The organism is Streptomyces sp. NPDC025651, from assembly GCF_055558735.1.
In genome coordinates, this window is the sequence record NZ_JBVHLZ010000001.1 from 639,983 (window position 1) to 658,542 (window position 18,560).

The window sequence follows — 18,560 nt, forward strand, 5'->3', positions numbered from 1 at the left end:
GGGCCGTAGGTATGGAGTGGAAGACCCACGGAGAGCGCCAGGTCTACACCAACAAGTGGGTGAATCTGTGTCTGGTCGACGTCCAGCAGCCTGACGGACGCAGGTGGGAGTACCACGTCGTTCGCCTCCGGCACCTGGCCGTTGCCGCCGTGGTGAACGATCGGCAAGAGGTCCTCATGATGTGGCGGCATCGCTTCATCACGGACTCCTGGGCCTGGGAGTTGCCCATGGGGCTGGTGGAGGAGGGTGAGACCCCCGAAGAAGCGGCAGGCCGCGAAGTCCTGGAGGAGACGGGATACCAGCCCGGCCCCATCAAGTCTCTCATCTACGCCGAGCCGGCCAACGGGATCACTGACTCGCAGCACCACATCTTCCGCATCGACGGCGCGACCTACGCAGGGCCACCGACCGAGAAGAACGAGTCCGACCGCATCGAGTGGATCCCCCTCTCGGAGGTGCGCGGAATGATTGACCGCAAGGAAATTGTGAGCAGTGGATCGCTCGTCGGGCTGTTGTACCTGCTCATGGACGAATCGATCCGCTGACCGGCGGCAGGAGCGTCCGTAGACGCGCCTCGAAGGCGAGGGCTACGGGCTCCTGCCGGTGTGGGGCCAACTGTTCGTAGAACTCTCTGAGATGGCCCGTTACGCGCTCGGACGCCACTGCTGATGCGGGTTCCAAGGCTTGTGTGGCTGTGCGGCATGCCTGGTCAAGTTTGCCCTGGTCCAACTGCGTACGTGCCAACCAAAAGGAGTGGAACGCGCGACCACGCTGGTTGGCGTGATCTTCCCGCCCCAACGCATCCGCGATCAGAGGTTCCGCAGTCGCAGCCTCACCCAAGCGGCTATGCGCAATGCCTGTGTCGACGATGAGCTTCGGCTCATCGAAGTAGGCCACCCACGACGGGTCCGGATCGCCCGCCTCGATCGCCTCGAAGTGCCGGTGCGCCTCACCGATGGCTCGGTGAGTGGAGTCCCTGTTCCCGAGCGTGGCGTGCGCGAAGGCCTCCCGCATGGACAACATCGACAGGACGCGCGGGGTAGTGCCCAGTGCTGACCGGGCCTGGTCCTGGGCGGCGGTCGCGAACGCCAGGGAGTCCGCGGGCTTGTCCTGGTAGGTCGCCTGCAAGCTCATGCAGGCCAGGACGTTGACCATGGTCTGCCGGTCGTCGATTTCCCGGGCCAGTTGCAGTGCCTCGGTGAAGTACGCGCGGGCCTGGTTGTACTGGCAGGCGTCGAAGTAGGTCCACCCGGCGAGACGTGCCAACTCGGCTGCAACTCCGTACAGACCGTTCCGGATGGAGGGAGGCCGGTTCTCCTTCAGAAGTCCGACCGCATACCGCAGTTGCCCGACGATGGCCGGCCGCAGTGCCTCGCCTCCGTGCTGATCGTCCCGTCGCCAGTAGTCCTCGATGGATGATCGGAACGCTTCGAGTGTGGCTGTGTTGAGGGTCGCCCTGGTGGTCAGCGCCAAGATGTTGTCCACGTCGGGACCTGGCAGGGAAGCGGGTGCGTCCTGCTCCGCTTCCGGTTCTTGAGGCGCCCCGGGTTTGTCGCCCCCGAGGCTCTGCGGCGTCTCCCAAGGCCGCCGCGCAAGGCCCAGCATGTGGCCTGGGATGCGCAGGCCGTCCGCGATGCGCTCGACGACGTCCATATGCAGCAACTGGCGGCGGCCAGCCATCACTTCGCCGACGCGACTGGGTGTCAGATCGCACCGTCTGGCGATCATCGACGGGTAGACACCTGCTCTGACCTTGACCATCCGAAAGACCCGCGCGAAGTCGCGCACCCTACACGCGTCGACCATCTCGGGATCGGTCAGCAGCCCGGCAGGAAGCTCCTGCGTACGGGCCTGCTCGGTCATCGCGAAGCTCCCACGGACTACCCAACGTTGCCGCATGTCACCAGCCGTGATGTTACCCAAGTTGGGTAATCAGCTGGGCCTTTCGGCATGGTTGCCGAACTCGCGAAGCTCTGAGCATGACGAACGGACAGATGCGTCGACTTGCCGGAGGACGTCCCTCCGGCCTGGAGGGGTCATGACGAAGAGCGTGAGTGCGGCAGACGCTTGTCTCGAGCTGGATTTGAGAGAGGTCGCCGACGACATCGCGTGGGGGCGCCGTGTCGTGTTCGAAGTCCCTGAGCGGGAGGACAGCATCGCGCACATGCGGCGCATGATCGATGCCCTCAAGGAGCTCGTGCGGACGGAGCGCCCGTACACCGGAGGCGACGCCAAGCGGGAACGGGCCTATGGCAGCGCTCAGCGCACGTTGCGCACCATCGGGGAGACGTTGCACCTGCCCGAGGACTGCGGCGGCCCGAACCGGGTGACGGCCTGGACGCAGTGCAAGCACGTCGCCGAGGTCACGGCGTTGTTCCGTGCGATGCACATTGCGCGGGTCCGGCGCGGTGAGTGAGTGCACGTGGGTGGTGGCCTGTACGTGGCTGTGCGGCCTGTGTCCCGGCGCCCTCGTCGTGGTGATGGCGGCTGCTTGGTGGCCGCCGAACACTCCCCAGGGCGTGTCTCGAAAGTGGATCTTGAGGAGATGTGATCTTGCTTTGTGGCACGTGGTGATCTGGCAGATGAGCAGTGGGCCGGAAGCTGATCGACGGCATACGGTGGCGGACTCGAACGGGAACGGTGCCGGGCAGAGGTCAACGTCGACTCCACCGTCTGCCGGGCCCACCAGCACGCCCGGGTGCGGGCCGACAAGGCTGACCATGTCCGCAACCGCAGGAAACTTGGCTCGCGAGGTGCGAGAAAACGGCTCGCGAGGCTCATGGGACGGATGGCAGGGTGCCGCGCATGGCACCTTAATATGAAATTCGTGCCGACTATGACGCTCGCACGATCGTGGTCTACCAGGCATACGCTCCTGCCATCGCCGACGCGGCACTGCAGGCAGGCCGCTTCGTCGCGCCGTTCTCATTCCACAGGATGACGTGGATCAAGCCGTCGTTCATGTGGCTGATGCACCGCAGCAACTGGGCCCGCAAACCCGGTCAGGAGCGCGTTCTCGCGGTGCGGATAACACGCGAGGGGTGGGAGGAAGCCCTGTCCCAGGCCGTGCTCACGACCTCGGACCCGGCGGCGGTCGCCGAGGCGGCCGTGCATGTCCAGTGGGACCCGGAGCGCTCGCCCCGCGGGGCGGCGCTCAACCACTACAGCATTCAGGTCGGCATCGGCCGCCATCTGATTCGCACGTTCACCGACGACTGGATCGTGGGTCTCACCGACCTCACCCCGCAGGTCCGCAAGGCTGCGTCCCTGATACAGACCGGGAATGCCGCAAAAGCCCGGCGACTGTTCCCCGTGGAGCGCGCCTACCCGCTGCCTCGGGCACTGGAAAACCGCCTTTCTCCGGGTGGGTGACGCCGGGAGGTCCACTCCTCATGCCGCCAGTGCCATGACGTCATAGCGGTGTTGGTCTTGGACGCCCGCAAATCGCCCGCCATAGCGTCAAGTTGTTCGCACATCAGATCGCCATGAGGGGATTCCGCCGTGGGGAACAACAACACCCGGCCCATGCTCAGGAAATTCGCCGCCCTGTCGCTGGCCACCGCCGCGGTCGGTGTCCTCGCCGTGGGCAGCGCGGATGCCGACAGCTCCGAAGAAGCCGCCGATACCCCGAGAAAGGGCCGGGTCGAGGTCATCGAACTCCAGCTCAAGGACCTTGAGTACGAGAATGTTGATCTCGGCAAGGCGGGGCCGAGCCTGGGCGACATGAGTGTCTACTGCGCCACCGCGGTGGAGAACGGCCGCGCAGTCGGGCGTGGGGCCGGGACGTCTCAGGTCGTTCACGTCGATGGTGACAAGGTCACGGCGCAGGCCGTGATCACGATAGAACTCAAGCGCGGCTCTCTGACAATGCAATCGCTGCGTTCGGACGAAGCGAGTTCGCTCGACATGGCCATCACCGGCGGCACGGGCGATTTCAAGGACGCCCGGGGCAGTGTTCGCTACTGGGACATCGACACGCCGAAGGAGAGGCTGCGCGCCGAGATCCTGCACTGATGGAGGAATGGCGGATCCGCTCAGCGTGCCCGCAGGCCCCGCACCGTCAGGTCGAGGACGGCGTCGAACGCGGCCTCGATGCCAGGGCGTGACCAGTGCGGGGCGTAGCACGGGTCGTGGAAGCGGCTTGTGGCGTCGAAGACCGCTCGGGCCGACAGGGCGGGGTCGGGGGATGCGAAGTCGCCCGACTCCACGCCCTGTTGGACGATCGCCGTCAGCTGGCCGGTGAGGTCGGCGATGTGGGCGTCCACCACGTCGCTGTTCTCGTCCGTCAACACCGTGTACGTGGCGAAGAGTTCGGGGTCGTCACCGGCCTTGTGCTGCTTGGCCTCGAAGAGGCCCGCCAGCCAGTGGCGGAGCTTCGCCTCGGGCTGTTCGGTGCCGGTGACGATTCCGGCGAGGGTGTCCGAGGTGCGGTCCAGCCAGCGCCGCGTCACCGCACCGCGCAGCTCCGCCTTCGTACGGAAGTGGCGGTACACCGTGCCGTGGCTCACCCCGAGGGCGCGGGCCACGTCGACCACCGTGGCCTTGGCCGCGCCGTGCCTGCGCAGCACCTCCTCGGTCGCTTCGAGGATGCGCTCGGGGGTGAGGGGTGCCGCGGTAGCCATGACTAGACCGTACCCGTGGGCACGTCAGCGCTCGCTGTCGAGGTGTGCCATCTGGGACTCTGGGTAGCGCGCCCCGGCCGCCGCGTCCGCCGGCACCGCCGCCTCGATCGCCGCGAGGTCCGCGTCGTCCAGCGCCACGTCGAGCGCGCCGAGCGCCTCGTCGAGCCGGTCCCTGCGGCGGGCGCCGACCAGCGGCACGATCGACGCCCCGTGCCGCGGCCCCTGCGCGAGCACCCACGCGATGGCGGTCTGCGCCACGCTGACGCCCTTCCGCTCGGCGATCTTCCGCAGCGCGTCGACCAGGTCGAGGTTGCGGTCGAGGTTCTCCCCCTGGAATCGGGGGCTCATCGCGCGGAAGTCGTTCGCGGACAGCTGCCGGTCGCGGGTGAAGTGGCCGGAGATCAGGCCGCGGGAGAGCACCCCGTACGCCGTCACGCCGATGCCGAGTTCGGCGACCGTCGGCAGGATCTCCGCCTCGATGCCGCGGGAGATGAGCGAGTACTCGATCTGGAGGTCGGAGATGGGCGCCGTGGCCGCCGCCCTGCGGATCGTGTCGGCGGCGACCTCGGAGAGGCCGATGTGCCGGACGTGGCCCTTCTCGACCAGCTCGGCGATGGCGCCCACCGTCTCCTCGACCGGGACGTCGGGGTCGATGCGGGCGATGCGGTAGACGTCGATGTGGTCGACGCCCAGGCGCTGGAGCGAGTACGCGGCGAAGTTCTTCACCGCGGCCGGGCGGCCGTCGTACCCCGACCAGCCGCCGTCCGGGTCGCGCAGGGCGCCGAACTTGACGCTGGTGAGCGCCTGTTCGCGGCGTGCGGCGGGGGCGGTGCGCAGGGCCTCGCCGATCAGCAGTTCGTTGTGCCCCATGGCGTAGAAGTCGCCGGTGTCCAGGAGCGTGACGCCCGCTTCGAGGGCGGCGTGGATCGTCGCGACGGACTCCGTGCGGTCCGCCTCTCCGTACAGCGCGGACATGCCCATGCAGCCGAGGCCGAGGGCGGAGGTCCGGGGGCCGGTGTTTCCGAGGGTGAGAGTACGCATGCCTCCACCATGGCATGACAGGTGACAGATTTCAATATCTGTCATCTGTCATGCCGTCGGCCGGTGCCTGTCACCTGCCCCCTGTCAGGTGTTGGGCGTCAGCCGTTCCGCCTCCACCACCGCCCCCTCCTCCAGCCGCTCCGCCGTCCTCCGCGCCGTCTCCCGCGCCCACCGCCCGCTCGTCAGCGCCCCGAGCAGCAGCACCGCCACCCCGCAGCCCGCGATGATCCACCAGGCCGGACGGCTCGCCTCCGTGAAGCCGGTCGCGTACGAGGTGGACGTGGCGACGCCCGATGCCAGGACCGCGCCGATCACCGCCACGCCCAGGGTCTGGCCGATCTGGCGGCTGGTGGAGGCGACCGCCGCCGCCACGCCCGCCTGGGCGCGCGGCATCCCGGCGACCGCGGTGTTGGTGATCGGCGCGTTCACGAAGCCGAAGCCCAGGCCGAACAGGACGTACCCGAGCAGCCGCGTCCCGCTCGACTCCTCCGCCTCGAACGCGGCGAACAGGACCCCCGACACCGTCATCGCCACCCCCGCGACCAGCAGCGAAAGGCGCGGCCCCCTGCTGCCCACCAGGCGTCCCGACAGCGGCGCGCAGACCAGCGTCAGCGCCGCCATCGGCAGCATCCACAGCCCGGCGTGCAGCGCGTCCAGGCCGCGTACGTCCTGGAGGTAGAGCGTCGACAGGAAGAGGAAGCCGCCGAGCGAGGCGAAGGCGGCGACCGCGATCACCGTCGCGCCGCTGAACGGCGCCGACCGGAAGAAGCGCAGGTCGATGAGGGGTTCGACGCGGCGCGGCTCGTAGGCGAGCAGGCCGATGAGGGCGAGCAGTGCCGCGCCCGTGAACGACAGGATCAGCGGCGACGTCCAGCCGGCGCTCGGCGCCTCGATGATCGCGTACGTCAGCGCGCCGAGCAGCACGATCACGAGCAGCTGCCCCACCGGGTCGGGACGGCGCGGCCGCGGGGCGCGCGACTCGGGGACGTACCGCATGGTCAGGAAGAGCGCCGCGAGTCCCACCGGCACATTGATCCAGAAGATCGAGCGCCAGCCGACGGAGTCCACGAGCAGCCCGCCCACCAGCGGGCCCGCCGCCATGGAGATGCCGACGACGCCGCCCCAGACGCCGATGGCGCGGGCCCGCTCGCGCGGCTCGGTGAAGGTGTTGGTGATGATCGACATCGCCACCGGGTTGAGCATCGAGCCGCCGACCGCCTGGACCATGCGGAAGGCGACGAGGGATTCGAGGTTCGGCGCGAGCGAGCAGAGCACCGAGCCGACCGTGAAGGTGATCAGGCCTGCCTGGAAGACCTTGCGGCGGCCGATCCGGTCGGCGGTCGAGCCCGCCAGCATGAGCAGCGAGGCGAGGACGAGGGTGTACGCGTCGATCGTCCACTGCATGCCCGAGACGCTCGCGTCGAACTCCTTCTGCATGGTGGGGAGCGCGACGTTCAGGACGGTGTTGTCGAGGCTGACGATCAGCAGGCTCATGCAGCAGATCGCGAGGACGAGCATCCGTCTGCGGTGGGTGAGTTCATCGGGCATGTATTCGACGGTAGCCCTCCGTCACACCGCCTGCCGCGGCAGGCGCAGGCTCAGCAGTGCCAGGCCGAGCAGCCCGACGAGCTGCACCCCGAGCACGAGCGCGAACGCGTCCCGCATGCCGAGTGACGGTACGAGCGCCAGGAACAGCGAGCCGAGCGTGGCGACGCCCACGGCCAGACACGACTGCTGCACGGTCGCGGCGAGCCCGCTGCCCGCGCCCGCCCGCGCGGCCGGTACCGCGGCGAGCGCCACGCGGTAGTAGAGGGCGAGCTGCACGCCCTGCCCGAGCCCGCACAGGAGCAGCCCGGGAGCCAGGGCGAGCGGCGTCAGGGCGGACCACGGCGCCCACAGCACCGTCAGACCCATCACCGCCAGGCCCGTGGCGTGCACCAGGGCGGCGCGGGTCATCGCGCGGGTGCCCCAGCGGCGCACCAGGCGAGGCACCAGCATCGACGCCGGGATCTGCGTCAGACCCATCGGGATCACGGTCAGGCCCGCCTTCAACGCCCCGTAGCCGAGCCCCTGTTGGAGCAGGATCGCGAAGCCGAACATGAAGCCGCTGAACCCGAGGAAGATCGGCAGGCCGAGCACCAGGCTCTTGCGCACGGCGGGCTCCCGCAGCAGCGACGGCGGCAGCAGCGGACTGCCGCCGGTGCGCTCGGCACGGCTCTCCACCGCCCCGAACGCCCAGCCGAGCAGCGGCGCCGCGACCAGGAGCAGCACGGACCACAGGGGCCAGCCCGTGGCGCGGCCCTCCGTCAGGGGCAGCAGGAGCGCGGTCAGCGCCCCCGCGAACAGGACCGTGCCGAGCACGTCGCCCCGCGCGGGCCGCTCGGCCCGGCTGTCCGGCACCGCGCGCACGCCGACGAGCAGGGCGGCCGCCGCGATCGGCACGTTGATGAGGAACACCGCGCGCCAGCCGGAGCCGAGCATGTCCGCGGCGACCAGCGCGCCGCCCAGCGCCTGGCCGAGCAGCCCGCCGAGCCCGCTCACGGCGCCGTACAGGGCGACGGCCCGCGCCCGCCGCTCGCCCCGCGTCGTCGCGTGGATCGTGGCGAGGACCTGCGGCAGCATCAGCGCCGACGCGGCGCCCTGCGCCACCCGCGCGCCCACGAGCCACCACGCGCCGGGCGCGAGCCCGCAGGCCAGCGAGGTCAGGCCGAAGGCGGCCACGCCCCACAGGAAGAGCCTCCTGCGTCCGTACGTGTCGCCGAGCCGCCCGCCGAGGACGAGCAGCACGGCGTACGCCACCGCGTAGCCCGCGACGACCATCTCCAGCGTGGCGGGGGAGGCGTGCAGATCGCGCTCGATGCTGGGCAGGGCGACGTTGACGATGAAGAAGTCGATGCTGGAGAGGGAGGCGCCGAGGAGGACGGTGAGCAGGCCCAGGGGCGGCAGTGAGGAAGGGGTGGACGGCGGCCCGACGTCGGTGCGGGGCTCGGCGGACGTGTCGGTGTTGGTCGCGAGAGTCACGGACACGACGATGTTCCGGCCCTCAGAGGGGTACCAGAGTGTCTTTATCCTGGTAGCAGGCGAACCTGGAAACAGGCTGCGCGATGCCGCAGCCTGGGTCTGTGACCGTTACCGCGCCCGTCGCCGCCGACATCCGCCGCCAAGAGCTCGCCGCCTTCCTCCGCAGCCGCCGCGAGCGCGTCACGCCCGAGCAGGCGGGGCTGCCGCGCGGCCCCCGGCGCCGCACCCCGGGGCTGCGCCGCGAGGAGGTCGCGCAGCTCTCCTCCGTGGGCGTCACCTGGTACACGTGGCTGGAGCAGGCCCGGCCCATCAAGGTCTCCGCGCAGGTCCTCGACGCCATCGCCAGGGCCCTGCTCATGGACCCCAGCGAGCGCGCCCACCTCTTCGCGCTCGGCGGCGTCGTCGACCCGCGCCCCGAGGCGGAGTGCACCGCGCTCTCCGCGCCGGTACGCCGCCTCATGCACCGCGTCGCCCCCTACCCGGCCACCGTGCAGAACGGCCGCTACGACGTCCTCGCCTACAACCGCTCCTGGACCCACGTCTTCGGCGACTTCGACGCGATGGAGCCGCGCGACCGCAACTGCCTGTGGCTCCTGGCCACCAGCGACCGCTGGCGCGAGACGTTCCTCGACCGGGACGAGATGCTGCGCGACCTGACCGCGAAGTTCCGGGGCTCGATGGCCGAGCACGGCGCGGAGCCCGCCTGGAAGGAGCTGCGCGACCGGCTGCTCGGGGTCTCCGCCGAGTTCCGCGAGCTGTGGGAGCGGCACGAGGTGGCGACGATGTCGCCGCACGTCAAGCGCTATCAGCACCCGAAGGTCGGGCTGCTGCGCCTGGAGCACCGGATGCTGTGGATGGCCCCGCTCGCGCACGCGCACCGCCTCATCGTCTACGTCCCCGCGTGCGACGAGACCGAGGAGCGCCTGGAACGCCTTGCGGAGTCGGCCGGTGAGTGAGCGCCTGGCGGAGCCGCCCGGCGAGTGAGGGACAATAGAGGCTTGCCCCCTTGCCCGTACGCCCCGGAGAGCCCGATGCCGTCCCAGCCGCAGCCGTTGTCGATCGGCCCGCACACCGTGCAGCCGCCCGTCGTGCTCGCCCCCATGGCGGGCATCACGAACGCGCCGTTCCGGACGCTGTGCAGGGAGTTCTCCGGCGGCAAGGGCCTCTTCGTCAGCGAGATGATCACCACGCGCGCCCTGGTCGAGCGCAACGAGAAGACCATGCAGCTGATCCACTTCGACGAGACCGAGAAGCCGCGGTCCATCCAGCTGTACGGCGTCGACCCCGCGACCGTCGGCAAGGCGGTCCGCATGATCGCCGAGGAGAACCTCGCCGACCACATCGACCTGAACTTCGGCTGCCCCGTCCCCAAGGTCACCCGCAAGGGCGGCGGCTCCGCGCTCCCCTACAAGCGGCACCTGCTGCGCGCGATCCTGAAGGAAGCGGTCAGCGGCGCGGGCGACCTGCCCGTGACGATGAAGATGCGCAAGGGCATCGACGACGACCACATCACGTTCCTGGACGCGGGCCGCATCGCGGTCGAGGAGGGCGTGACGGCCATCGCCCTGCACGGCCGCACGGCCGCCCAGCACTACGGCGGCACGGCCGACTGGGACGCCATCGCCCGCCTCAAGGAGCACGTCCCCGAGATCCCCGTGCTCGGCAACGGCGACATCTGGTCCGCCGCCGACGCGGTCCGCATGATGGACGAGACCGGCTGCGACGGCGTCGTCGTGGGCCGCGGCTGCCTCGGCCGCCCCTGGCTCTTCGGCGACCTGGTCGCCGCCTTCGAGGGCACGGGCGCGCCCGCCGCCCCCGGCCTGCGCGAGGTCTCGAAGGTCATGCTGCGCCACGCCACCCTGCTCGGTGAGTGGATCGGCGACGAGGCGCGCGGCGTCATCGACTTCCGCAAGCACGTCGCCTGGTACCTCAAGGGTTTCGCGGTCGGCTCGGAGATGCGCAAGCGCCTCGCGATCACCTCGTCCCTGGCCGAACTGGAGGACGGGCTCGGCGAGTTGGACCTCGACCAGCCCTGGCCGGCCGGCGCGGACGGCCCGCGCGGGCGCACCTCCGGCAACAACCGCGTGGTGCTGCCGGACGGCTGGCTGAAGGATCCGTACGACTGCGCGGGCGTGAGCGAAGAGGCGGAGCTGGACACGTCGGGCGGCTGAGGGCCCCGTAAGGGGTGCGGGGAACTGCGCGAGCAACCCCCACCGTCCCGCAGACAACCGGACACCTACGCGAGCGTCACCGTCACCGGCAGCTCCTTGATCCCGTTCACGAAGTTGGACCGCACGCGCCGCACCTCACCGGCGAGGCGGATGTCCGCGAGCCGCGGCAGCAGCTCCTCGAACATGATCCGCATCTCCAGGCGGGCCAGGGAGTTGCCGAGGCAGAAGTGCGGGCTGCCCTTGCCGAAGGTGACGTGGTCGTTGTCCTCGCGGGTGACGTCGAAGCGGTACGGATCGGGGAAGACGTCCTCGTCGCGGTTGCCGGAGGCGAACCACAGGACGACCTTGTCGCCCTCCTTGATGCGCTTGCCGCCGAGCTCGACGTCCCGGGTCGCCGTCCGCCGGAAGTGGTAGACGGGCGAGGCCCACCGCAGGCACTCCTCGACGGCGCCGGGGACGAGCGACGGATCGCGGACGAGCTTGGCGCGCTCCTCGGGGTGCTCGATGAGCGCCAGCATGGAGTGCGAGATGGCGTGCCGGGTGGTCTCGTTGCCCGCGACGACGAGCAGCAGGAAGTAGTTGTCGAAGTCGGTGTCGGAGAGCGGGACGCCGTCCTTGGGCGAGCTGTTGACCAGCGCGCTCACCAGGTCGTCCCCGCTGCCGCCGCGCCGCCGCGCCGCCAACTCCCTGCCGTACGCGAAGACTTCGAGGGAGGCGGGCGACCTGAAGGGAAGGTTGCGGTACCGCTCGCTCTCCGCGCTCTCCAGGAGGACGTCGGCGTAGTCCGGGTCGGTGTTGCCGATGATGCGGTTGCCCCAGTCGATGAGCTGCTGCGTGTCGCCCTCCGGTACGTCGAGCATCCGGGCGAGCACGTTGATGGGGAAGTCGGCGGAGACCTCCCGGACGAAGTCGAAGGTGCCCTTGGGCAGGGCGGCGTCGAGCGTGCGCGCGGTCAGCCCGCGCAGGAACGTCTCGTACGTCGCGACGGCGCGCGGCGTGAACCGCTTCTGCAGGATGAGCCGCATGGCCCGGTGCCGCATTCCGTCGGTCTCCAGCAGGGAGCGGCGCAGGGCGATGTAGTCCTCGTCCACCTCTTCGAGGTTGGTGAACCTCTCGGAGGTGAAGGTCTCGGGGTCGCGGTCGACGCGCACGATGTCGGCGTGCCGGGTGACCGCCCAGAAGCCGGAGTTGGGCGGGGGCTCGGGCTGCCAGTGGACGGGGTCCTCGCGGCGCAGCACGTCGAACATGCGCCAGGGCAGTTCGCGGTCGGTGAAGCGGTCGTTGTCGGCGAGGTCGACGTCGGCGAGGGGGAGGGGGAGGGGCGGGGCGACCGTGCGCATGGGACTGCTTCCTCCAGGTGCTCAGATGTGGAAGGCGTACTCGGTGAACTCCCAGTCGGTGACGGCCTGTTGGTAGCGCTCGATCTCGTTGCGCTTGTACGTGAGGAAGGCGCCGGTGAAGCCCTCGCCGAGGAGGCCGGTCAGTGCCTCGTCCGCCTCCAGGGCGTCCAGGGCGGCGGGGAGGGTGCCGGGCAGGCGGGGCGCGGATGCCTCGTCGTAGCCGTAGCCCTCCAAGGGGGCGGGCGGCTCGGGTTTGTCGCGGATGCCGAGCAGGACGGCGGCGACGGTGCCCGCGACGACGAGGTAGGGGTTGGCGGAGGCGTCGCCGAGGCGCAGCTCCAGGCGGGTCCCCGCGCCGCGCTCGGGCGGAATGCGGACCATCGCGCTGCGGTTGTCCAGGCCCCAGTCGATCAGCCAGGGGGCGAGGGTGTCGGGCCCGAAGCGTTTGTACGAGTTGACGGTGGGGTTGGCGAGGGCGGCGAGGGCGGGTGCGTGCCGCAGGACGCCGGCGACGGCGTGCCGTGCGGTGTCGGAGAGGCCGGATTCGTCCTCGGGGTCGTCGAAGACGTTGCGCCCGGCGGCGTCGACGAGGGAGAGGTGCAGATGGAACCCGGAGCCGCCGATCCCGCTGAAGGGCTTGGCCATGAAGGTCGCGAGGCGGCCCTCGCGGCGGGCGGCCTCCTTGACGGCGGCCTTGAAGAGGAAGGCGCGGTCGGCGGCGTCCAGGGCGCCGGAGTGCGCGAGGTTGATCTCGAACTGCCCGCCGTCGAACTCGTGGTTGCCCGCGATGGCGCCGATGCCGAGCTCGTCCAACTGCCGCAGGGTGCGCAGCAGATGACCGTCGGGGTCGCCGCGCCTGCCCGCGCTGTAGACGTTGCCGGTGGCGCCGCCGTAGGGGGTCCAGCCGGAGGGGGTGGCGGGGTCGGCCTCGCAGAGGAAGTACTCCAGCTCGGGGCCGATGACGGGGGAGAGTCCCGCGTCGCCCGCGTACTCGCCGACGCGGTCGAGTACGCGGCGCAGCAGGGCGCGTGGCGACTCCGGGGCGGGCTCGCCGGTGAGGGGGTCGACGGAGTCGCCGAGGCACCAGGCGACGCCGGGCTCCCAGGGGAGCGGCCTGAGGGTGTCCAGGTCGGGGTGTACGCAGATGTCGGGCAGTCCGGCGTCGAGCCCGCCCGCCACCGGGACCACGTCGCCGCGGGGGGTGGTGTGGTAGACGGCGCGGCAGAACGTGAGGCCGTGGCCGCAGGCGCTGGTCAGGTGCCCGAGGAGGACGTCGCGGCCGCGGTCGGCGCCGATGAGGTCGGGGTAGACGACGCGGACCACGTCCGTGTGGTTCGCGCGCAGCGTCTCGACGGCCTCGGCGACGGTTTCGGCGATGTGTGGTGCGCTCGCTTCACTCACCCGTGGTCAGCCTCTCTGCGGGGTGGAGCGGTGGCGGTGACGCCATGTTGTTTGACCTCAAACGGTATGGCGGGCCCGGGGCTTGCGCAAGGGTGCGGGCGGGACCCGCCAGGCCCCGCCCCGTGACACCGCACCGCCTCCGGGCGTATCGTACGGGCCCAAACGAAAAGCGAAGGGGTCTGGCCGTGAACGGAGTTCGAGGATTCTTGCCGCCCAAGAGCGCGACCGGACGGTCGGCCATCGTGCCCGCGCCCCCCTGGCACTACTCCGGCGACCTCCTCACCGTCGAGTACCGCACCGACCCCGCCCGCGTCCGCGAACTCCTCCCCGCCCCCCTGGAGCCCGCCCCCGAAGACCCCGGCGCCGTCGCCCTCATCTGGGCCGACTGGCAGTCCTGCGGCGGCGACAGGGCCGAACTGCTCGACCCCGTCCGCGCCCAGTACAAGGAGTGCTTCGCGGTCGTCCGCTGCGCCTACCGCGGCCGCACCTACTCCCGCTGCGTCTACATCTGGGTCGACAAGGACTTCGCCATCGCCCGCGGCAACCACCAGGGCTACCCGAAGAAGCTCGGCTCCATCCACCTCACCCGCCCCCACCCCTACGGCCCCGCCCCCCGCATCGAACCAGGCGCCGCCTTCGGCGCGACCCTGGCCGCGGCCGACCGCCGCCTCGCCCAGGCGGTCGTCACCCTGCGCGCCCCGTCGGAGACGAACGGCTTCGTCAACGCCCACCCCATGGCCCACCACCGCCAACTCCCCTCCATCGACGGCAAGGGCCTGGCCCTGAACGAGCTGATCGAGTCGGGCGCCGCCGCCTTCCAGGGCGGCCAGGCCTGGCGGGGCGACGCCGACCTCGACCTCTTCGACGCCCCCACGGAGGAACTGGCCGCGCTGACGGTCGAGGAGCCGATCGCCGCCTACTACCGCCAGGTGGGCGTCACGTGGAACGGCGGGACCCTCCTGGAGCGGGAGCTGTAGGAGAGGGCCTCGCCCCGGCGGAACCCGCCCCTGTCCCCGCATGTGTCTCTGGTCGGGCCCACCGCAGCGGATTCCCCGACGAATCCCCCGGCTGCGCAGTCAACTACCCGGCACTGGGGCGCCGGGCTTGCACAACTGGCATCCCCGGCTGTGATGCCGCGTTTGCGTCCAGCCTCACCTCGGCCAACCGCGCAGCTTCGCCGCCGGATCGCTCGACGATCTCGACGCGGTCACCGCGGCGTGACCATGCCCTACAGCTCGGGAGTTGCCCTACAGCTCGGGAGTTGCCGAGGGCGGGATCACGGACCTGAAACTGATCAAGAGGCAGATGGCGGGCCGCGCCGGGATCCGCCTCCTACGCAAGCGCGTCCTGCTCGTTGCGCACTCCCGACACACTCCGCCCCGGGACGAGGCCGAAGACCCCTGGGCGATCAACGCCCACGCCCAGCGGCCTAACTGGCCATGCCGCCAAGATGGTTGCGTCGGGTCTGGGGCATCGGAACAAGGAGCTCGGAACGGAACACAAGGTGGCTGCGGCTTTTCGCCCGAGGAGATCCTGAGGTGCGTGGCCTCGGCATCCGTGGGCACTGTCACGTACGTAGCTCAAAGATGTGCAGACCTCGGCCACCGGCGGCGATGAAGTCCAGGCGGTGACTTGCCCACGTGCACGCCAAGAGTTCGTCGTCGGTGCGCACGAGCGTCGCGAGGTCTCTGCTGTACGCATCCCACATGCAGATCTCCCCGCTTCTGCTGACGCCTGCCAGCCAGGCACCGTCGGGCGAAATCGCCACCGCCACCACCGCCAGCAGGGACGGGCTGGTGAGAGTGGCGGTGCCCTGCCCGCTGATCGGGTCCCACAGCCGAACCGTGGTGTCGTGGCTGGCGGTGGCGAGCCAGGTGCCGTCGGGTGAGATCGCCACCGTATTCACGGTGTCGGTGTGGCCGGTGAGGGTGGCGGTGCACCGGCCGGTGGCCCGGTCCCACAACCGCACGGTGCGGTCTTTGCCGGTGGTGGCGAGCCAGGTGCCGTCGGGCGAAATCGCCACCGCGGTCACGTTCTTCTTGTGGCCGGTGAGCGTGGCGGTGCGCTCTCCGTTGGCCGCGTCCCACAGCGACACCGTCTTGGAGCTGGTGGTGGCGAGCCAGGTGCCGTCGGGTGAGATCGCCACCGACATCTCGGCCCCGGTGTGGCCGTCGAGGGTGACGGTGCGCTGCCCGCTGGCCGCATCCCACAGCCACACATGTCTGGCAGCGGTGGCGAGCCAGGTGCCGTCGGGTGAGATCGCCACCGTATTCACGGTGTCGGTGTGGCCGGTGAGGGTGGCGGTGCACCGGCCGGTGGCCCGGTCCCACAACCGCACTGTGCCGTCATCGCCCGCGGTGGCCAGCCAGGAGCCGTTGGGTGAAATCGCCACCGTCACCGTCCGGTCGGGGCCGTCGGGGGCCCCGTACGGCGCTGGCGCGGCAGAGGCCGCCCCATGTGGCGAAGTGGTCCTGGACGACGCGTCTGCCCGGTCCCAGAGACGCACGGTCTTGTCCCAGCTGGCCGTGGTCAGCCAGGTGCCGTCGGGCGAGATCGCCACTGACATCGCGGCCCCGGTGTGACCGTCGACGGTGGCGGTGCACTGCCTGCTGGCCCGGTCCCACAGCCGCACCGTGGTGTCGTGGCTGGTGGTGGCCAGCCAGCAGCCGTCGGGTGAGATCGCCACCGCATTGACCGCATCGGTGTGGCCGTTGAGACAGGCGGCGCGCCGCCTGCTGATCGGGTCCCACAGCCGCACCGTGGTGTCGTGGCTGGTGGTGGCCAGCCAGGTGCCGTCGGGTGAGATCGCCACCGATTCCACCGCATCGGAGTGGCCGGCCAGGGTGGCGGTGCACTGCCTGCCGGCCCGGTCCCACAGCCGCACCGTCTTGTCCCAGCTGGTGGTGGCCAGCCAGCAGCCGTCAGGTGAAATCGCCACCCCGCTCACCAGCTTGTCGTGGCCGGTGAGGGTGGCGGTGCGCCGTCCGCTGCTCGGGTCCCAGAGGCGCACCGTGGTGTCGCGGCTGGTGCTGGCGAGCCAGGTGCCGTCGGGTGAGATCGCCACCGCGTTCACCGCATCGGTGTGGCCCGTGAGGGTGGCGGTGCACTGCCTGCTGGTCCGGTCCCACAGGCGCACCGTCTTGTCGCGGCTGGCGGTGGCGAGCCAGGTGCCGTCGGGTGAGATCGCCACCGCGTTCACCGCATCGGTGTGGCCCGTGAGAGTGGCGGTGCACCGTCCGCTGGTCCGGTCCCACAGCCGCACCGTCTTGTCCCAGCTGGTGGTGGCCAGCCAGGAGCCATCCGGTGAGATCGCCACCGACTCCGCGTTGCCGGTATGGCCGATGAGGGTTGCCAGCAGGGCATGGCTGGGGAGGTCCGGTGGCGGGCTCAGACCGATCAGGAGTGGGCGGAAGGGGGCGGTGCGCAGCCGGGCGGTAACCCGGTGGCACCAGGAAGGCAGGAAGGCCAGCCGACTGTAGAGGGTGTTGACCACCATAGGGGCGGGGTCGGTGGGGGCCAGCAGGTGAGTGGACTGCGCCAGCGCGCGTGTCCGGGATGCCGCGTCCGCGGTGGGGACGTGGCTCAAGTCGCGTTGGGGGGCGTTGGCTCCGTGCAGGATGAGGCGGTTCTCCACCCATCGGAGGTCACTGGCGACGGCCTCGGCCATCTCGATCCGGTTGGCCGCGACGAGATGCTCGATCAGATGGTCGTGGAGGTAGCCGCTGGGCAGTTCCCACCACACGGGGTACCGCACGGGGGAGTTCGCGGGCAGTGGTGCAGCCTCGTGCAGGCCGTGGGCTGATACGTCCACGAGTTGCCCGTGAAGCGCCGCAAGCTGCTGGGGGCTCTGGGTGCTGAGGAGGTAGTCGCGAATGACATCGTGCAGATCGATTTGGCCGCCGTTGTCGGCGGTGAGGGACAGCAACGACAGCCGGGCCAGCTCCGCGCACAACTGCCGGGACTGATGGTCGTGCAGCCCGCCGGTGGCCCGCCACAGCCGGGCGATCAGTGGCAGGGGTACGGTCTCGTCCTCAGCGAAAACGGCCAGTTCGGTGAACCGCTCCATGCCGCCTTGCGGCAACAGGCTGGTTGCCGCCTCCACCGTGGCGCGGATCGCCCGGCGGCGGTCCTCAGGGCGGTCCACATCGATGACTTCGCTGGTGGGGTCGAGCCCTTGCGGACCATGCATGCGCAGCTGATGCAGGATGTCCTCGGAAGCCCGGGCCAGATCCTGCCCGGCGTCGACGTGTGTCTTGATCTGCCGGTTGACCAGGCGCAGCAACAGGGCCCATCGGCCGGTGGCGTCCAGCAACGCGCCGGTGGTCAGCGGGGGCAGGCCCTCCAGTTCACAGGTCAGCACCATGCGGGCCTGGTCCAACGTCATCCGGTCGACCTGAACCTTCTGGGCGCCGGCGGGCAGCAGCGAGGGGATGCGGGTGGTGACCAGGCGAACGCAGTGCCTGCCGCCGTGCAGGAAGGGTTCGAGCTGCTCGCTGGTCCAGATGTCATCAAGGAGCAGCAGAGTCGGTTTGCGCTGGTCCAGCAGTCGGCCCAGGTGCTTGCCGGCGTCTGCCGGATCGCTGAACTGTGCCGTGTCGCCGGTGATGAACTGCGTGATCTCGGCGACCCGTGCGGTGATCATCGCCCGCCCCCGTACTTCCCGGCCGATGGCGAAGCTGTACACCCCGCCCTTAAAGCGTCGACGCACCCGACGGCGGGAACAGACCATTTCGGCGAGCGTCGTCTTGCCAAATCCCCCCGCTCCCCATAAGGACGTGGTGATCGCCACCGTCGTGCCGCTGCCGCACACCGCGTCCTCGGCTTGCCGTCGCTCCTCTCGGTCGACGATCCACGCCGGTGCCGGGTCGGGCACAGGCGCTGGTGGACCGGTCGGAGAGGGAGCCTGGGCCCAGACTCCCCACCCCGCGATACACGCTCCCGCCAGGGCCAACCCCCCAAAGAGG

At 70.3% G+C, this 18,560-nt stretch carries 15 protein-coding genes; 7 read left to right on the forward strand and 8 right to left on the reverse strand.

Annotated features, from left to right (window positions below; translation table 11 throughout):
• Window positions 1-11 precede the first annotated feature (11 nt).
• Window positions 12-545: an NUDIX hydrolase gene (locus ACZ4D5_RS02770; RefSeq protein WP_467770505.1), complete on the forward strand. Its 534-nt coding sequence runs from the start codon at window positions 12-14 to the stop codon at window positions 543-545.
• On the opposite strand, the gene ACZ4D5_RS02775 is transcribed toward ACZ4D5_RS02770, so the two are convergent.
• Window positions 523-1,863 carry a helix-turn-helix domain-containing protein gene (locus tag ACZ4D5_RS02775; protein WP_467770506.1) on the reverse strand — a complete coding sequence of 447 codons (1,341 nt, stop codon included), beginning with the start codon at window positions 1,861-1,863 and terminating at the stop codon, window positions 523-525. The two genes, ACZ4D5_RS02770 and ACZ4D5_RS02775, sit on opposite strands and share 23 nt — an antisense overlap.
• A gap of 175 nt (window positions 1,864-2,038) precedes the next feature.
• On the opposite strand from ACZ4D5_RS02775, the gene ACZ4D5_RS02780 reads away from it, so the two are divergent.
• From ACZ4D5_RS02780 to ACZ4D5_RS02790, 3 genes are all read left to right on the forward strand, one after another.
• Window positions 2,039-2,416, forward strand: a complete 378-nt coding sequence (locus ACZ4D5_RS02780) for a hypothetical protein (protein ID WP_467770507.1) — start codon at window positions 2,039-2,041, stop codon at window positions 2,414-2,416.
• 407 nt (window positions 2,417-2,823) lie between these two features.
• On the forward strand, window positions 2,824-3,372 hold the full coding sequence (locus ACZ4D5_RS02785) for a DUF4291 domain-containing protein (protein WP_467771473.1): 549 nt from the start codon (window positions 2,824-2,826) through the stop codon (window positions 3,370-3,372).
• Between the two features lie 129 nt (window positions 3,373-3,501).
• A complete protein-coding gene (locus ACZ4D5_RS02790; RefSeq protein WP_467770508.1) occupies window positions 3,502-4,014 on the forward strand; it encodes an allene oxide cyclase barrel-like domain-containing protein in 513 nt (170 codons plus the stop codon).
• 20 nt (window positions 4,015-4,034) lie between these two features.
• Here the strand turns inward: ACZ4D5_RS02790 and ACZ4D5_RS02795 are convergent, their stop codons facing one another.
• The 4 genes from ACZ4D5_RS02795 to ACZ4D5_RS02810 all read right to left on the reverse strand — a co-directional run bounded on the left by ACZ4D5_RS02795 (window position 4,035) and on the right by ACZ4D5_RS02810 (window position 8,684).
• Window positions 4,035-4,622 (reverse strand): TetR/AcrR family transcriptional regulator, encoded by a 588-nt coding sequence (locus ACZ4D5_RS02795; protein WP_467770509.1) that lies wholly within the window; start codon window positions 4,620-4,622, stop codon window positions 4,035-4,037.
• Window positions 4,623-4,646: 24 nt separating this feature from the next.
• Window positions 4,647-5,663 carry an aldo/keto reductase gene (locus ACZ4D5_RS02800; RefSeq protein ID WP_467770510.1) on the reverse strand — a complete coding sequence of 339 codons (1,017 nt, stop codon included), beginning with the start codon at window positions 5,661-5,663 and terminating at the stop codon, window positions 4,647-4,649.
• Between the two features lie 84 nt (window positions 5,664-5,747).
• Window positions 5,748-7,211 carry an MFS transporter gene (locus ACZ4D5_RS02805; RefSeq protein WP_467770511.1) on the reverse strand — a complete coding sequence of 488 codons (1,464 nt, stop codon included), beginning with the start codon at window positions 7,209-7,211 and terminating at the stop codon, window positions 5,748-5,750.
• 21 nt (window positions 7,212-7,232) lie between these two features.
• Window positions 7,233-8,684, reverse strand: a complete 1,452-nt coding sequence (locus tag ACZ4D5_RS02810; protein WP_467770512.1) for an MFS transporter — start codon at window positions 8,682-8,684, stop codon at window positions 7,233-7,235.
• A gap of 83 nt (window positions 8,685-8,767) precedes the next feature.
• Between ACZ4D5_RS02810 and ACZ4D5_RS02815 the strand changes: the two genes are divergently transcribed.
• Both ACZ4D5_RS02815 and dusB read left to right on the forward strand, forming a co-directional pair.
• Window positions 8,768-9,640, forward strand: a complete 873-nt coding sequence (locus tag ACZ4D5_RS02815) for a helix-turn-helix transcriptional regulator (RefSeq protein WP_467770513.1) — start codon at window positions 8,768-8,770, stop codon at window positions 9,638-9,640.
• A gap of 75 nt (window positions 9,641-9,715) precedes the next feature.
• Window positions 9,716-10,855, forward strand: coding sequence for a tRNA dihydrouridine synthase DusB (gene dusB / locus ACZ4D5_RS02820; RefSeq protein WP_467770514.1), 1,140 nt, complete (start codon window positions 9,716-9,718; stop codon window positions 10,853-10,855).
• A gap of 65 nt (window positions 10,856-10,920) precedes the next feature.
• Here dusB and ACZ4D5_RS02825 read toward each other — a convergent pair whose 3' ends face one another.
• On the reverse strand, window positions 10,921-12,195 hold the full coding sequence (locus ACZ4D5_RS02825) for a cytochrome P450 (protein ID WP_467770515.1): 1,275 nt from the start codon (window positions 12,193-12,195) through the stop codon (window positions 10,921-10,923).
• A 21-nt stretch (window positions 12,196-12,216) separates the two neighbouring features.
• Window positions 12,217-13,596 carry a glutamine synthetase family protein gene (locus ACZ4D5_RS02830; protein ID WP_467770516.1) on the reverse strand — a complete coding sequence of 460 codons (1,380 nt, stop codon included), beginning with the start codon at window positions 13,594-13,596 and terminating at the stop codon, window positions 12,217-12,219.
• A gap of 185 nt (window positions 13,597-13,781) precedes the next feature.
• On the opposite strand from ACZ4D5_RS02830, the gene ACZ4D5_RS02835 reads away from it, so the two are divergent.
• Window positions 13,782-14,573 (forward strand): acetoacetate decarboxylase family protein, encoded by a 792-nt coding sequence (locus ACZ4D5_RS02835; RefSeq protein WP_467770517.1) that lies wholly within the window; start codon window positions 13,782-13,784, stop codon window positions 14,571-14,573.
• A 590-nt stretch (window positions 14,574-15,163) separates the two neighbouring features.
• Here ACZ4D5_RS02835 and ACZ4D5_RS02840 read toward each other — a convergent pair.
• A complete protein-coding gene (locus tag ACZ4D5_RS02840; RefSeq protein WP_467770518.1) occupies window positions 15,164-18,469 on the reverse strand; it encodes an NB-ARC domain-containing protein in 3,306 nt (1,101 codons plus the stop codon).
• Window positions 18,470-18,560: the final 91 nt, after the last annotated feature.